The sequence below is a fragment of the Pantoea sp. CFCC18177 genome (assembly GCF_059412425.1).
In genome coordinates this window covers 1-14,759 of sequence record NZ_JBNBPL010000019.1, presented here as the reverse complement: position 1 = coordinate 14,759, position 14,759 = coordinate 1, and the positions used below count along the sequence as shown (strand labels likewise).

The window sequence follows — 14,759 nt, the reverse complement described above, 5'->3', positions numbered from 1 at the left end:
TATGTGACCAGGGACGAGCACTGCCCGGGGGCAAAATAGCGAGTAAGTTAGCCCGTTTTAAGATCACAAGCGCATAGGCATAACGACGTATGCCGCCGCTGGGCTGGCGACATCTTCAATCTGCACGCTCGAAACCCCATCCGTCAGCAGCAAACGCACGTTCTCGCACTTCAATGCATTCAGCACATCCAGCACGTAACTCACGTTAAAACCAATCTCCAGCTCGGTACCGCTGTAAGACACATCCAGCATCTCTTCCGCTTCTTCCTGCTCAGGGTTATTCGCGGTAATTTTGAGTTGATTTTCGGTGATATAGATGCGAACACCGCGGAACTTCTCATTTGAGAGAATCGCTGCACGGGCAAATGCCTGCTTTAACAGATCGCAGCCCGCTTCGAGCACTTTATCCGGGTTCTTCGGTAATACGCGGCGATAATCCGGGAAACGGCCATCTACCAGCTTGGACGTGAAGATAAAGTCACCCACGTGCGCACGAATGTTGCTGCTGCCAATCTGCACTTGCAGTGGGGTTTCGCCACCGTCCAGCAAACGCACCAGCTCAATCACCCCTTTACGCGGGACGATAACCGAATGGTTCGGCAGCGCCTGACCAATCGGCATCGAACATACCGCCAGACGGTGACCATCAGTGGCGACGGTGCGTAGCTCTTCACCTTCGGTTTCAAACAGCATGCCGTTGAGGTAGTAACGCACATCCTGATGCGCCATCGAGAACTGAGTGGCTTCGATCAAACGTTTCAACGTCGCCTGCGGTAAGGTGAATTCTACCTCACTCTGCCAGTCATCCAGATTCGGGAAGTCACTGGCGGGCAGCGTCGATAAAGAGAAACGACTGCGGCCAGAACGTACCAGCATTCTGTCACCTTCCAGCGTCAAGCTGATTTCAGCCCCTTCCGGCAAACCGCGGCAAATATCGAGGAATTTACGCGCCGGCACCGTAGTGGCGCCTGGCTCGTGGGGCTGCGTCAGGGCAACGCGAGCCACCATCTCCATTTCCAAATCGGTGCCGGTCAGACGCAGTACGCCTTCACTCACCTGCAACAGTAAATTTCCGAGGATCGGTAAGGTCGGGCGTCCACCCAGTGGGCCGCTAACCTGTTGCAGTGGTTTCAGCAACTGCTCACGTTCTACAATAAATTTCATATGCGTCAGGAAGATAGTGTTCGAATTAGGTTAGAGAAATCTTCTTTGATGTCGTGGCTCTCTTCACGCAACTGCTCGATTTTACGGCAGGCGTGGAGCACGGTGGTATGGTCACGCCCACCAAACGCATCACCAATTTCCGGCAGGCTATGGTTAGTCAGCTCTTTCGCCATTGCCATCGCCATCTGACGCGGACGTGCCACCGAGCGCGAACGGCGCTTCGACAGTAAATCCGCCACTTTAATTTTGTAGTACTCGGCCACCGTCTTCTGAATGTTGTCGATGGTGACCAGCTTTTCCTGCAGCGCTAATAAATCGCGCAGCGCTTCGCGGACGAAATCGATGGTAATCGCGCGGCCAGTAAAATTGGCATTGGCGATGACGCGGTTCAGCGCCCCTTCTAACTCACGCACATTCGAACGCAGACGCTTAGCAATAAAGAAGGCGACTTCACCTGGCAGGCGAATATCATTTTCGTCCGCTTTCTTCATCAGGATCGCGACGCGTGTTTCCAGTTCGGGAGGCTCGATCGCGACGGTCAATCCCCAGCCAAAGCGCGATTTCAGACGATCTTCTACACCGTTGATCTCTTTAGGATAGCGATCCGACGTCAGAATGATCTGTTGATTACCCTCCAACAGCGCATTGAAGGTATGGAAAAACTCTTCCTGCGAGCGCTCTTTGTTGGCAAAGAACTGGATGTCATCGATCAGCAACGCATCAACAGAGCGGTAATAACGCTTAAACTCTTCGATCGCGTTATTTTGCAGTGCTTTAACCATGTCCTGCACAAAACGCTCAGAGTGCATGTAAACCACTTTGGCATTGGGCTTGCGCGCAATAATGCCATTACCAACCGCATGCAAAAGGTGGGTTTTACCTAAACCAGTGCCGCCATAAAGGAAAAGCGGGTTGTAAGCGCCGCCTGGGTTATCCGCCACCTGACGTGCCGCCGCGCGCGCCAGTTGGTTAGATTTACCTTCAACGAAATTGTCGAAGTTATGGCGGTTATTCACATTAGAACGGTAGGTGACATCCGCTGGCGCAGGCACGGAATCCCAGCTTGGGCGCAGAATTTGCGCCGGAGCAGGACGGCTTTCAACCGGCGTCGGGGTGCTGTAAGTCGCCATCGCGGGCTGGCTGGCTGCCACCTGAGCAGCCGGGCGTGTGCCCACTTCAAAACGCAGCAACGGCACATTCGCACCGCAGAATTCATTCAGCAGCCCATTGATACTATTGAGATATTTATCCCGAACCCAGTCGAGTACAAACCGATTTGGTGCATACAAGGTCAGCGTATTGTCGTTTAATTCAGCCTGCAGCGGACGAATCCACATGCTGAATTCGGTGGCAGGAAGCTCATCCTGCAAACGGGCAAGACACTGTTGCCAAAGCGTAAGTGACACGGCGGACTCCACTCGTACAAAATCGATAAGAATTTCAGGCGCTAATAATAGAAACTGTCTTTTTAGACACAGGCGATCAGAAAGCGCCTGCGACCGCTATCCGCGGTAGTCATCCCTGGCGATCGCATTTGAGGATCGTCAGCGGAAGGGCGGATCATAGCGTAAAGCGACACAGAGATCTTCCCTTTCTACACAGTTTTGATGCAATTTATCCACAGGCTACAGAAGCGCTAATGAGTTTACGCTTTCTGCGGAAAAAACGAGCGGGGATCTGGCTGAAAGCTGCAATTTTTCTGGTCGCCTCTCGTTTCCGCGCAATAAATCTGCAAATTGATCGCAAGAAGATCCTGCGCGATCCTTGCGCTTTACCCTATAGCCCGTATAATTCCCCACCCGGCATTATTGCGTGAAGCCTTGATGCCCGGAATCAGCGGGCTGTATCTGGGTTTCCAGGTGCCGCGACCAGCGAAGTAAATTGACTCTGGACTGTACAATTATTACAATCCCGCCTCTTTATTAAAGACACATTGAGGCGTTGGTCGATTTACTGGCCCGAAAACGCGTCACCCAGTGAAAATTTTCAAGTTTAGGTAGAAATCGCCATGAAACGCACTTTTCAACCGTCCGTACTGAAGCGCAACCGTTCACACGGTTTCCGTGCTCGTATGGCAACAAAAAATGGTCGTCAGGTTCTGGCACGTCGTCGTGCTAAAGGCCGTGCTCGTTTGACCGTTTCTAAGTAATAAAGCTAACCCTAGTGGTTAAGCTCGCATTTCCCAGGGAGTTACGTTTGTTAACTCCCACTCATTTCACTTTCGTCTTCCAGCAGCCACAAAGAGCCGGTACGCCGCAAATTACCATCCTCGGCCGACTTAACTCGCTGGGGCATCCCCGCATCGGTCTTACCGTCGCTAAAAAACATGTTAAACGCGCCCATGAACGCAACCGGATCAAGCGATTGACCCGCGAAAGCTTTCGTCTGCGTCAACATGAACTGCCCGCGATGGATTTTGTCATCGTGGCGAAAAAAGGGATTGCTGACCTCGATAACCGTGCGTTAACGGAAGCGTTGGAGAAATTATGGCGTCGTCACTGTCGCCTGGCTCGCGGCTCCTGATCGCCCTGATACGCGTTTATCAACGCGCCATCAGCCCACTGCTGGGACCCCATTGTCGGTTCCATCCCACCTGTTCGCAGTATGGGATTGAGGCCTTACGGCGCTTTGGTGTTGTAAAAGGCAGTTGGTTGACGATTAAACGCGTATTAAAATGCCACCCTTTGAACCCGGGTGGTGACGATCCTGTGCCGCCAAAAACCTTTGATACCAGAGAACATTAACGATGGATTCGCAACGCAATCTCTTTCTCATCGCTTTTCTGTTCGTGTCTTTTATGATCTGGCAAGCCTGGCAGACGGACCACGCTCCGCAGCCACAGCAGACTCAGACCACGCAGAACACAAGCAGCGCAGCGGGTGATGCCGCCTCTTCCGGCGTGCCGGCTAGCGGTCAGGGCCAAACGATCACCGTTAAGACTGATGTCCTGTCACTCAGCATCAATACTCGCGGTGGCGATATTGAGCAGGCACAGCTGCTGACTTACCCGGATAAACTGGGTTCAGACGCGCCGTTCCAGCTGCTGGAAACCACGCCAGCCTTCACTTATCAGGCACAGAGTGGCTTAACCGGCCGTAACGGTCCGGATAACCCGAACAATGGCGCACGCCCGCTGTTCACCACGACACAAGATCACTTCGAAATGGCCGATGGCCAGAGCGAACTGCGCGTGCCGCTGACCTGGACCGATGAGAAAGGTGTGGTTTACACCAAAACCTTCGTCTTCAAGCGCGGCGACTTTGCGGTGAATGTCGACTACAACATCCACAACGCCTCACAGCAGCCGCTGGAAGTGTCGATGTTTGGTCAGTTGAAGCAGACCATTGATCTGCCTAAGCACCGTGATACCGGCAGCAATAACTTTGCACTGCATACCTTCCGTGGCGCAGCGTACTCAACCAGTGATGCGAAATACGAAAAATACAAATTCGATACCATCGCGGATAACGAGAACCTGAACACCACCACCAGCAATGGTTGGGTAGCCATGCTGCAGCAGTACTTTGCCACCGCATGGGTGCCACGTACTCAGGGCAACAACACCCTGTACACCAGCAACCTCGGCAACGGCATTGCAGCCATCGGTTATAAATCTGCACCGGTCACCATTGCAGCAGGCGCACAGCAAGACCTCGGCGCAACCCTGTGGTTAGGACCAGAAATCCAGGACAAGATGGCCGCTATCGCGCCACACCTGGACCTGACCGTGGATTACGGCTGGTTGTGGTTCATCTCGCAGCCACTGTTTAAGCTGCTGAAGTTCATCCACAGCTTTATCGGTAACTGGGGCTTCTCCATTATCGTTATCACCTTCATCGTTCGTGGCATCATGTACCCGCTGACTAAAGCGCAGTACACCTCCATGGCGAAGATGCGCATGCTGCAGCCGAAGATTCAGGCAATGCGTGAGCGTCTGGGCGATGACAAGCAGAAGCAGAGCCAGGAAATGATGGCGCTGTACAAAGCAGAGAAAGTGAACCCACTGGGTGGCTGTCTGCCGCTGGTTATCCAGATGCCTATCTTCCTGGCCCTGTACTACATGCTGTCAGGTTCGATTGAGCTGCGTCATGCACCGTTCATTCTGTGGATTCATGACCTCTCAGCGCAGGACCCGTACTACATTCTGCCGGTCATCATGGGTATCACCATGTTCTTCATTCAGAAGATGTCACCGACCACCGTGACCGATCCGATGCAGCAGAAGATCATGACGTACATGCCGGTCATCTTTACCGTGTTCTTCCTGTGGTTCCCTGCTGGTCTGGTGCTGTACTACATCGTCAGTAACCTGGTCACCATCCTCCAGCAGCAGCTGATTTATCGCGGCCTGGAAAAACGTGGTCTGCACAGCCGCGACAAGAAGAAAGCGTAACGTCTGACTGCAACAGCATCAGCGTATACTCAAAGGGCGGCATTTATGTCGCCCTGTTTTTTTGTTTAAAAAGAAGGTCAATCATGAGCCATAGCCACAGCGATACCATTGTTGCCCAGGCCACGCCTACCGGCCGTGGCGGCGTAGGTATTTTGCGTATTTCTGGCGCGAAAGCCGCTGACATTGCGCAAGCCGTGTTGGGTAAGCTGCCGAAACCGCGTTACGCCGACTATCTGCCGTTTAATGATGCGGATGGCAGTGTGCTGGATCAGGGTATTGCGCTGTGGTTCCCCGGCCCGAACTCTTTTACCGGCGAAGATGTGCTGGAATTGCAAGGCCACGGCGGCCCGGTCATCCTCGACCTGCTGCTAAAACGCATCGTGGCGCTACCCGGCGTGCGTATCGCACAACCCGGTGAATTCTCAGAGCGCGCGTTCCTGAACGACAAACTCGACCTGGCGCAGGCAGAAGCCATCGCTGACTTAATCGATGCCAGCTCAGAGCAGGCGGCACGTTCCGCCGTCAATTCACTGCAAGGCGCATTTTCCCTGCGTGTTAATGCACTTGTGGAAGCACTTACTCACCTGCGCATCTACGTGGAAGCCGCCATTGATTTCCCTGACGAGGAGATAGACTTCCTCTCTGACGGCAAAATTGAAGCGCAGCTGAATGCGGTGATCGGCGATCTGAATGGCGTGCGTGCCGAAGCGCGTCAGGGCAGCCTGCTGCGTGAAGGGATGAAAGTGGTGATTGCCGGTCGTCCCAATGCCGGTAAATCCAGCTTGCTCAACGCGCTGGCTGGCCGCGAAGCCGCCATCGTGACGGATATCGCCGGCACTACACGCGATGTCCTGCGCGAGCATATCCATATCGACGGCATGCCGCTGCACATCATTGATACCGCCGGATTGCGTGAAGCCAGCGATGAAGTTGAACGCATCGGTATTGAGCGTGCGTGGCAGGAAATCGAGCAGGCTGACCGCGTGCTGTTTATGGTCGATGGCACCACCACCGATGCCACGGAAGCGGCCGCAATCTGGCCCGATTTCGTCGCGCGTTTGCCTGCGCAACTGCCGATCACCGTCGTGCGTAATAAAGCCGATATGACCGGTGAAGTGCTGGGCTTAACCGAAGTGAATGACCACTCACTGATTCGCCTCTCCGCGCGCACCGGCGAGGGTGTGGACGCGCTGCGTGACCATCTTAAACAGAGCATGGGCTTCTCGGGCAATATGGAAGGTGGATTCCTGGCGCGCCGCCGCCACTTGCAGGCGCTGGAGTTAGCTGCCGCTCACTTACAGCAGGGTCAGGATCAGCTGTTGGGTGCCCGAGCAGGCGAACTGCTGGCGGAGGAGTTACGCCTGGCACAGCAGTCATTGAGCGAAATCACCGGGGAATTCACCTCCGACGATCTTTTGGGCCGAATTTTCTCCAGTTTCTGTATTGGTAAGTAAACCCCCATCTATACCTCTATTCTCACCCGCTTTAGCAGGTAAAAATTATCTTACCTGTTATAGCGGGTAAAACCAAATTTACCTGCTATAACAGGTAAAAGTTGCTTTACCCGCTACACCGTGTAAATGTAATGCCATTACATTTCCGGGAGCCGCTTCCATGAAAGTCACGAATGCTAAGCAATTGAGCAGCTACCTTAAGGACGTCAGGCAGTCAGAGCGACTGTCTCAGGAAAAAGTGGCCAGTAAAGTCGGCATCCGACAAGACACCGTATCCAACTTTGAATTGCAGCCAGGCACAACCAAACTGGAAACACTGTTTCGTATATTGGCGGCTTTGAACCTTGAGTTGGAAGTAAAACCACGCGGTCAGCAGCAAGAAGTCAGCGGCTGGAAGGAAGAGTGGTAATGGCCGAATTGGACGTTTATATGAACGGCTATAGAGTGGGTATTTTCACCCGCGATAGCACAGGCTCTCATCGGTTTCGCTATGTTGATGAATGGCTAAGCCAGCCGGGAAGCCGTCCAATTTCCCTATCGATGCCGCTACGTCATCAGCCCTACATCGGTGACGAGGTCTACAATTTTTTTGATAATCTCCTGCCCGATAATCCTGAAATTCGCAATCGCATCCTCGCACGTTATCACGCGGATTCAACTCAGCCATTTGATATGCTTGAAAAAGTAGGCGCAGATACGGTGGGTGCGATCCAACTGCTCGCTCACGATGCACCTCCCGGTAACGTGCAATCGATTCATTATCAAACTTTAAATGATACCGAGCTGGAAAAGATTCTGAATGGCTACCAGACCGGCGCTCCACTTGGCATGCTTGAAGAAATCGCTGATTTTCGTATTTCACTGGCTGGGGCACAGGAAAAAACGGCGCTGCTCCGTCTGAAGGATCAGTGGTGCTTACCACAGGGTACAACCCCTACAACTCATATTCTTAAGCTGCCGATTGGTAAAATCCAGAGCCATTCTCATACCATCGATCTCACTAACAGCGTAGAAAACGAATGGCTTTGCACCCTGGTTGCGAAGGAATTTGGTTTGCCTGTACCAGAATGCTTTGTGGTCAATGTGGGCGAATGCAAAGCGCTGGCTGTAGAGCGCTTTGATCGCCGATGGGCATCAGATGCGCGTTGGATCATGCGTTTACCTCAAGAGGATTTCTGCCAGGTTCTCAATATTCCCTCCGCTGGCAAATATGAAAGTCACGGAGGCCCAGGCATTCAACAAATTATGCATTTCCTGTTGAGCTCCGCAGAGGTTGATCAGGATCGCTATAACTTTATGAAAGCACAGGTTCTCTTCTGGCTGCTGGCGGCGACAGATGGACATGCCAAAAACTTTTCTATTTTTATCGAAGCAGAGGGTCGCTTCCGACTGACGCCCTTTTACGACATTCTCTCGGTCTATCCGGTTATTGGGGCAAAAGGACTGCATATCCGCGATGCAAAACTCGCTATGGGGTTGAAAGGTTCTCATGGGAAAAAATATGCAATCGAGCAAATCTTTCCTCGTCACTTTCTGGCAACAGCCAAAGCGGTGGGATTCGATAAAACAGCGATGGAAGATATCCTGCAAGAAATGAGTGCCAGTATTGATGAGGTTATCGAACGTGTGACGTATCAGCTGCCTGATAATTTTCCGATCGAAATTCAAACGACGATCCTGGATGGACTCAAAGCACGTTCGGCTCGCTTAACGCTATAGCCGGGCAGATGTAAAACATGCATCTTTGTTATTTGGCTCCCCCTCTCCTTTGCAGTATAACAATCGCGGGTCTGCGCTAAAGCGCACCCGTTCTATCGACTATTCATGCTAAAAAATCAGGCGCGGATGCGACCTGAACAGGAGAGAAACATGAGTACACCGCTCGACAGCGTGGCGCTGAACGCGCTGTTCAATGAAGCCCGCACGCACAGCTACTGGCAGGACAAACCGATCTCTCACGATGTGTTGCAGCAGCTGTACAGTCTGACCGCGCTTGGCCCGACTTCGGCCAACTGCTCGCCGGGTCGTTTCGTGTTTGTCACGTCTCAGGAAGGCAAAGAGAAGCTGAAGCCCGCACTCTCCTCTGGCAATGTGGATAAAACCATGGCGGCACCGGCAACGGTAATTGTGGCATGGGACCCTGAGTTCTACGAAGCGTTACCCAAGCTCTTCCCGCACGGCGATGCGCGTAGCTGGTTCACCAGCAGCCCGGATCTGGCCAAAGAGACCGCATTCCGTAATAGCAGCCTGCAGGCAGGCTATCTGATTCTGGCCGCGCGGTCGCTGGGACTGGATGCCGGTCCTATGTCTGGATTTGATCCCGCAAAAGTGAACGAAGCCTTCTTCAGCGAAAGCAAATGGCAGGTGAACTTACTGATCAATCTCGGCTACGGCGAAGCCAGTAAATTACATGCGCGTTTACCGCGTTTGGGCTTTGATGAAGCCAGCAAATTTGCCTGATAAAGTGCTGCGCCGGGATAAATTTCGGCGCAAATTAAGTTTGAGTATCGATATTTAATATCGTGTTCTTAGGGCAAATTGCCGCATATCGTATTTCTCTTCACCACGAAATTCCCACGATACACCAAAATTAATTATTCTTACCTATTAAACCTGTAGCGCACTCATCACCTTAACCTCTCCCACCATATGATTTTCATATGACATCTAATTTATTGATACTGAACAAATTAAAACAAACCCATTGAAACTTAAGCCAAATGACATATTCAGCTTATTTCATAATAATGACAGCATTAAATTTCCGTGCTTACAATAAATGACAAACAAACTGCCTGTGGCGTTGTAATTCTTATTACCCACGCCATAGATTCGGCTGCATTCCTCTTATGACTCTGAGGGCTGAATATCCCATGACTGATCCGCGTGAAATTGTTGAACTCAGCTATGCCATTCGAAAAATGGCGGATGCCAAAATTGAAGACATTAATGATATTAATCGGGAAACCACCATACTGGCTCTTAATGCTCTAATTGAAGCCGCACGAGCGGGAGAGGCGGGCCGCGGCTTTGCCGTAGTGGCAAATCAGGTTAAACAGGTATCAACCAATATTGGGGACATCACGCAAAGTCTAACCAAAGAGTTATCTGGTTCGCTGTCAGAGCTGACCTCACTCGGAGATGTGATGATTCAGCAGATCCAGCGCCATGAAAGCCAACGCTGTATCGATTTGGCGCTCAATATGATCGACATTATTGATCGCAATCTCTATGAACGTTCTTGCGATGTGCGCTGGTGGGCGACAGATGCCGCGGTAGTTAATTGTGCACTGAATGGCGATGTAGATGCATGCCAACATGCGGCCGAGCGGTTATCGGTGATTCTGGATAGCTATACGGTTTATCTCGATATCTGGATAACCGATGTGCAAGGCAATATTCTCGCCAACGGGCGTGGTGACCGTTATCCACTGCGCCAACAGAATGTTCGTCACCTTGACGCCTTCCGCCAGGCCATTAACACCCGCAGCGGTGCTGATTATGCTGCCGCAGACATCATGACACTACCGCAATTGCATCATGCCGCAGTGGCGACCTATGGCACCGCGATCCGTGAGGGTGGAAGCAACACAGGGCGCGTGCTGGGCAGTCTACTGATATTCTTTGACTGGGCGCCGCAAGCCGCCGCCGTAGTGAATAATGTCCGCCTGAGCAAAGAGGAGTGGACACGCTCACGCTGTATGATTCTTGATTCAAAACATCGCGTCATCGCCAGTTCCGATGCAAACGCGCAGCCTGGCGAGGCTTTTCGCTTGAACACACAGGGGCAAAACTCAGGCAGCTGGCAGCCTGAAAATGGACGCCAGGTCGCTTTTGCCCTGACGCCCGGTTACGAGAGCTATCAGGGATTAGGTTGGTACGGCGTGATTGAACAGCGTGAGGCTCAATCACCCAAGCGATGAAAACCGCTGTTAAAGTAAATCATGGGCTCTGCCGCTTCGCCCGGCAGCGAGATGCCGACGATACGCGCCAGCAGTACGCTATGCGTGTTCCACTCCACCACCTTTTCCAACTGACAGTCAAAACTCACCAGCGCATCAGCCAATACCGGTGCGCCCGTATTCAACGTTTGCCATTCGCCGCTCTGGAAGCGTTCTGCACGACGCGCAGACTGGCTGAACTGGGCGCATAAATCGTCGTGCTGCTCACGCAATACGTTCACGGCAAAGTGGCCCGCATTGACGAAAGCATCGTGGCTGGATGCGCTACGATTAACGCACACCAGCAAACTTGGTGGCTCGGCAGCCAGTGAGCTAACTGACGTGGCAATCAGCCCCAGCTTTTCGCCCTGAAACTCGGTGGTAACCAATGACACGCCCGCGGTTAAGCGACGCATACCATGACGAAATTCATCCAGAGAGATCGATTCCTGGCGAGTAAGTGAGGCTAGTGACATAAAAAACTCCAACGTGCGTGCGGCTGCGATGAGCACGATTACTTAAGGTGGATTGTTTGCGCACTTCGATGTGCTGTTTTGCTGTCCAAATCCTACACCACATCAGGCTGTACGGCATCCTTTACGGACAGAATCAGCAAAAGCGTTATATACAAAGTCGTGGATTGGGATTAGATGCCGCTTCGGTGTTATCTGAATTTTTGGTCATTAGATGTTATGCCGGATGCAAACCCATGAGAAAATTCTTACAATAGATTTGATGATTATCTGACCATTTTCACGGAGCGACAGATGGCTAGTCATTTTGTACGTTGGATGGGAAATTCGCCGCTCTCTTCAGAGCGACTGCGAGTTCCACAGGATGTGATTAGCAGCGCTGAGCGCTTCCCTGATAAGCGCCGCAGCCGCTTTCTTGCCGCACGCGAATTGCTGGCGCAGCTGATGCTACGCGTCTATGGCATTCGTGAACTGCCGCTGCTCACCACCACCAGCAGTGGCCGCCCCTGTTTTGCCGATCCTAACCTCCCTGACTTTAGTATTGCCTACGCGGGCAATATGGTTGGCGTGCTACTGGCAGAAGAAGGTGGGCGTGCCGGGTTGGATATGGAGATTGTGCGTGCTCACAGCCGTCAGACGCAGGATGCCTTAACACAGGATCTCTCCTCAGGTGAGAAAGCCTGGATTAATGCGCAGCAGGATTTTATGGAAGCGGTGACGCAAATCTGGACCCTGCGTCAAAGTATTCTCAAGCTGACCGGAGAAGCGGAGAGCGGGATCGGTACCTTGCAGTTGCATCCGGCCGCGGGCCGTCTGCGTTCCAGCGTATTCCCCGATATTCAGGCGGTGTGTGATGCCGAACCAATGCTGGTGTGGTCGTGCGCGCTTTCTCCCGGCACCGAGCGTCTGTGTCTGTGGGAGATTGATGCCCAGCACCAGTGGCAGCCGCTGCGAGACGTGGAAATGAACAAGCCGAATATCGGTCCGCGCTCACTGCGCCTCACCAGTTTGGTGAGCACGCCACAAGAAATCAGCCATCCATAACAAAACAGGCCGCAATCGCGGCCTGTTTCTATTAATGCGCGTCGATAAACGCGATTTTCAGCACAAACAACAGGGCAACAATCACCACGCACGGGCTGATTTCACGCCAGCGGCCGGTACCGAGTTTCATCACACAGTAAGAGATGAAACCCAAGGCAATACCTTCGGTGATCGAGAAGCTAAACGGCATCATGGCGGCGGTAACAAATGCCGGCACCGCTTCGGTGAGGTCATCCCAGCGCACACGCGACAACGACGCAGTCATCAGCACGCCGACATAGATCAACGCACCTGCAGCAGCATAGGACGGCACCATCGCGGCCAGCGGCGACAGGAACATCACCAGCAGGAACAGAATCCCGGTGATCACCGCCATCAAGCCCGTGCGGCCACCAATCGCCACGCCCGATGAACTCTCAATGTAGGCGGTCACGGAAGAGGTGCCAATCAACGAGCCGGTGACCGAGCTGATGCTATCCACATACAGCGCCTGCTTCATACGCGGGAAGGTGCCTTTCTCATCGGTGAGTCCGGCTTTATCGGTCACGCCAATCAGTGTACCGGAAGAGTCGAACAGGTTGACCAACATAAAGGAGAAGATCACGCCCGCCATGCCGATGTTAAACGCACCTTTGATATCGACCTGGCCCACCACGGACGTCACGGCTGGAGGCGCGGCAAACACACCGCTGAATTTCACATCGCCAATCACCAGGCCAATCACCGTGGTCACCACAATCGAAACCAGCACCGCCGCATGAATATTGCGTGAAGCCAAAATCGCAATGATGAAGAAGCCGAGTGCGCCGAGTAGCACGCTGTGTGAGGTCAGGTTGCCGACCGTCACGATGGTATCGGCATTCGGCACGATGATACCGGCGTTTTTCAGCCCCATCATCGCGATAAACAGCCCAATACCGGCTGTGATACCCACGCGCAGGCTCATCGGGATGTTAGCAATCATCCAGTAGCGCACGCGCAGCAGCGTAAGAATCAGCAGACCCAGTGCGCCCCAGAAAATCGCGCCCATGCCGACCTGCCATGAATATCCCATGGCGCCGACCACCACAAAGGCGAAAAACGCATTTAAGCCCATCGCCGGTGCCAGCGCGACGGGCAGGTTTGCCACCAGCCCCATCAGGATGCTGCCAAACGCGGCGATCAGGCAGGTGGTCACAAATACCGCCTGGGTATCCATGCCGGCTGCGCCAAGGATCTGTGGGTTAACGAAGACGATGTACACCATCGTCAGGAAAGTCGTGAAACCGGCGATCACTTCCGTGCGCGCGGTTGTGCCGTGTTCCTGCAGCTTAAACATGCGCTGCAACAAGCCCTGATTGTTCATTCAACTGTCCCGAAAAAAATTAATCGCCGCGTATCCTATAGATTTTAGCCCGGCAAAACACTGATTATTCGCAACCGGTTGGCTCAGGGTCGCTTTCTGCGCTCAGTGCGATACAGTGTCAGCTGGTTGTTTACTAAAAGGATGATGTGCGATGTCAGTTGAATGTGTTTTTTTCGATTGCGACGGTACGCTGGTCGATAGTGAAGTGATCTGTACGCAGTCTTACGTCAACACCTTTGCCCGCTACGGTATTGAACTCTCTTTGCAGCAGATGTTTGAGCAGTACAAAGGGGTGAAGCTTTACGACATCGTGCGTGATGTACTCGCACAGCATCAGAAAGCGGTGCCGATCGACGAGTTTGAAACCGCTTATCGCGCTGAAGTGGCGCGACTGTTTGACCTCGATTTACAGCCGATTGCTGGGGCAAAACCGCTGATTGAGCAGGTAAAAGTGCCGATGTGCGTGGTGTCGAACGGCACGGTGAAAAAGATGCAGCATTCACTGGGTTTAACCGGCATGCTGCCGTATCTCGATGGCCGCCTGTATAGCGGTTATGACATCAATCACTGGAAGCCCGATCCGGAATTGATGTACCACGCCGCGGAACAGATGCAGGTGCCGATTGAGAAATGCATTCTGGTGGATGATTCAGAAGCGGGTGCGCGAGCCGGCATTGCGGCGGGTATTCCGGTGTTTTATTACTGCGCTGATGCGCACAATCCTGAACTGGACCACCCGCTGGTGACGCGCTTCGATGATATGGCGCAATTGCCAGATCTGTGGCGCGCCAGAGGGTGGGATTTGGTGTAAACCGCGATGCGGTTTTTCGTAGGGTGCGCATTCAGGTGCAAACCGGGCACATAGGTAACACTTTAGACCGGGCACATGGGTAACAGTTATAAATTGGCATAGCAGAGGAGACTCACTATGCCCTGGACTGAGAC

The 14,759-nt window shown here is 52.9% G+C and carries 15 protein-coding genes; 11 read left to right on the top strand and 4 right to left on the bottom strand.

Annotated elements, in window-relative coordinates; all coding sequences use genetic code 11:
• Window positions 1-63: 63 nt before the first annotated feature.
• Together dnaN and dnaA are read right to left on the bottom strand one after the other, a co-directional pair.
• Window positions 64-1,164: a DNA polymerase III subunit beta gene (dnaN, locus tag ACPUC8_RS18060; protein WP_039332006.1), complete on the bottom strand. Its 1,101-nt coding sequence runs from the start codon at window positions 1,162-1,164 to the stop codon at window positions 64-66.
• A 5-nt stretch (window positions 1,165-1,169) separates the two neighbouring features.
• A complete protein-coding gene (dnaA, locus tag ACPUC8_RS18055; protein WP_039332004.1) occupies window positions 1,170-2,570 on the bottom strand; it encodes a chromosomal replication initiator protein DnaA in 1,401 nt (466 codons plus the stop codon).
• Window positions 2,571-3,172: 602 nt separating this feature from the next.
• On the opposite strand from dnaA, the gene rpmH reads away from it, so the two are divergent.
• The 9 genes from rpmH to ACPUC8_RS18010 all read left to right on the top strand — a co-directional run bounded on the left by rpmH (window position 3,173) and on the right by ACPUC8_RS18010 (window position 10,934).
• Entirely contained in the window at window positions 3,173-3,313 is a 141-nt protein-coding gene (gene rpmH / locus ACPUC8_RS18050) for a 50S ribosomal protein L34 (protein ID WP_000831330.1), read from the top strand.
• 14 nt (window positions 3,314-3,327) lie between these two features.
• Window positions 3,328-3,687, top strand: a complete 360-nt coding sequence (gene rnpA, locus ACPUC8_RS18045; RefSeq protein ID WP_034830013.1) for a ribonuclease P protein component — start codon at window positions 3,328-3,330, stop codon at window positions 3,685-3,687.
• Window positions 3,651-3,908 carry a membrane protein insertion efficiency factor YidD gene (yidD, locus tag ACPUC8_RS18040; protein ID WP_007893564.1) on the top strand — a complete coding sequence of 86 codons (258 nt, stop codon included), beginning with the start codon at window positions 3,651-3,653 and terminating at the stop codon, window positions 3,906-3,908. The genes rnpA and yidD overlap by 37 nt, the downstream gene beginning before the upstream one ends.
• A 2-nt stretch (window positions 3,909-3,910) precedes the next feature.
• The gene (gene yidC, locus ACPUC8_RS18035; protein WP_039332001.1) at window positions 3,911-5,557 is read left to right on the top strand and encodes a membrane protein insertase YidC; all 1,647 of its coding nucleotides are present in this window, start codon (window positions 3,911-3,913) and stop codon (window positions 5,555-5,557) included.
• An 83-nt stretch (window positions 5,558-5,640) separates the two neighbouring features.
• Window positions 5,641-7,011: a tRNA uridine-5-carboxymethylaminomethyl(34) synthesis GTPase MnmE gene (gene mnmE / locus ACPUC8_RS18030; protein ID WP_494926934.1), complete on the top strand. Its 1,371-nt coding sequence runs from the start codon at window positions 5,641-5,643 to the stop codon at window positions 7,009-7,011.
• Window positions 7,012-7,171: 160 nt separating this feature from the next.
• Entirely contained in the window at window positions 7,172-7,420 is a 249-nt protein-coding gene (locus tag ACPUC8_RS18025) for a helix-turn-helix domain-containing protein (protein ID WP_039331998.1), read from the top strand.
• Window positions 7,420-8,730 (top strand): type II toxin-antitoxin system HipA family toxin, encoded by a 1,311-nt coding sequence (locus ACPUC8_RS18020; RefSeq protein ID WP_039331996.1) that lies wholly within the window; start codon window positions 7,420-7,422, stop codon window positions 8,728-8,730. The genes ACPUC8_RS18025 and ACPUC8_RS18020 overlap by 1 nt, the downstream gene beginning before the upstream one ends.
• Before the next feature lie 150 nt (window positions 8,731-8,880).
• On the top strand, window positions 8,881-9,471 hold the full coding sequence (locus tag ACPUC8_RS18015; protein ID WP_039331995.1) for a malonic semialdehyde reductase: 591 nt from the start codon (window positions 8,881-8,883) through the stop codon (window positions 9,469-9,471).
• 413 nt (window positions 9,472-9,884) lie between these two features.
• Complete coding sequence (locus ACPUC8_RS18010) at window positions 9,885-10,934, top strand: methyl-accepting chemotaxis protein (RefSeq protein WP_039331994.1); 1,050 nt, start codon at window positions 9,885-9,887, stop codon at window positions 10,932-10,934.
• Here the strand turns inward: ACPUC8_RS18010 and ACPUC8_RS18005 are convergent.
• The gene (locus tag ACPUC8_RS18005) at window positions 10,916-11,428 is read right to left on the bottom strand and encodes a flavin reductase family protein (protein WP_039331993.1); all 513 of its coding nucleotides are present in this window, start codon (window positions 11,426-11,428) and stop codon (window positions 10,916-10,918) included. The genes ACPUC8_RS18010 and ACPUC8_RS18005 overlap by 19 nt on opposite strands.
• A 291-nt stretch (window positions 11,429-11,719) precedes the next feature.
• Between ACPUC8_RS18005 and ACPUC8_RS18000 the strand changes: the two genes are divergently transcribed.
• A complete protein-coding gene (locus tag ACPUC8_RS18000; protein ID WP_039331992.1) occupies window positions 11,720-12,469 on the top strand; it encodes a 4'-phosphopantetheinyl transferase family protein in 750 nt (249 codons plus the stop codon).
• Between the two features lie 31 nt (window positions 12,470-12,500).
• Here ACPUC8_RS18000 and ACPUC8_RS17995 read toward each other — a convergent pair whose 3' ends face one another.
• A complete protein-coding gene (locus ACPUC8_RS17995) occupies window positions 12,501-13,814 on the bottom strand; it encodes an NCS2 family permease (RefSeq protein ID WP_039331991.1) in 1,314 nt (437 codons plus the stop codon).
• 151 nt (window positions 13,815-13,965) lie between these two features.
• On the opposite strand from ACPUC8_RS17995, the gene yieH reads away from it, so the two are divergent.
• Window positions 13,966-14,625, top strand: a complete 660-nt coding sequence (yieH, locus tag ACPUC8_RS17990) for a 6-phosphogluconate phosphatase (RefSeq protein ID WP_039331990.1) — start codon at window positions 13,966-13,968, stop codon at window positions 14,623-14,625.
• The last annotated feature ends 134 nt before the right edge of the window (window positions 14,626-14,759 follow it).

Excerpts from the sequence above, each read along its gene's own strand:
- dnaN (WP_039332006.1), bottom strand. The coding sequence starts at position 1,164 with ATGAAATTTATTGTAGAACGTGAGCAGTTGCTGAAACCACTGCAACAG.
- rpmH (WP_000831330.1), top strand. The coding sequence starts at position 3,173 with ATGAAACGCACTTTTCAACCGTCCGTACTGAAGCGCAACCGTTCACAC.
- yidD (WP_007893564.1), top strand. The coding sequence starts at position 3,651 with ATGGCGTCGTCACTGTCGCCTGGCTCGCGGCTCCTGATCGCCCTGATA.
- yidC (WP_039332001.1), top strand. The coding sequence starts at position 3,911 with ATGGATTCGCAACGCAATCTCTTTCTCATCGCTTTTCTGTTCGTGTCT.
- mnmE (WP_494926934.1), top strand. The coding sequence starts at position 5,641 with ATGAGCCATAGCCACAGCGATACCATTGTTGCCCAGGCCACGCCTACC.
- ACPUC8_RS18025 (WP_039331998.1), top strand. The coding sequence starts at position 7,172 with ATGAAAGTCACGAATGCTAAGCAATTGAGCAGCTACCTTAAGGACGTC.
- ACPUC8_RS18020 (WP_039331996.1), top strand. The coding sequence starts at position 7,420 with ATGGCCGAATTGGACGTTTATATGAACGGCTATAGAGTGGGTATTTTC.
- ACPUC8_RS18015 (WP_039331995.1), top strand. The coding sequence starts at position 8,881 with ATGAGTACACCGCTCGACAGCGTGGCGCTGAACGCGCTGTTCAATGAA.
- ACPUC8_RS18010 (WP_039331994.1), top strand. The coding sequence starts at position 9,885 with ATGACTGATCCGCGTGAAATTGTTGAACTCAGCTATGCCATTCGAAAA.
- ACPUC8_RS18005 (WP_039331993.1), bottom strand. The coding sequence starts at position 11,428 with ATGTCACTAGCCTCACTTACTCGCCAGGAATCGATCTCTCTGGATGAA.
- ACPUC8_RS18000 (WP_039331992.1), top strand. The coding sequence starts at position 11,720 with ATGGCTAGTCATTTTGTACGTTGGATGGGAAATTCGCCGCTCTCTTCA.
- ACPUC8_RS17995 (WP_039331991.1), bottom strand. The coding sequence starts at position 13,814 with ATGAACAATCAGGGCTTGTTGCAGCGCATGTTTAAGCTGCAGGAACAC.
- yieH (WP_039331990.1), top strand. The coding sequence starts at position 13,966 with ATGTCAGTTGAATGTGTTTTTTTCGATTGCGACGGTACGCTGGTCGAT.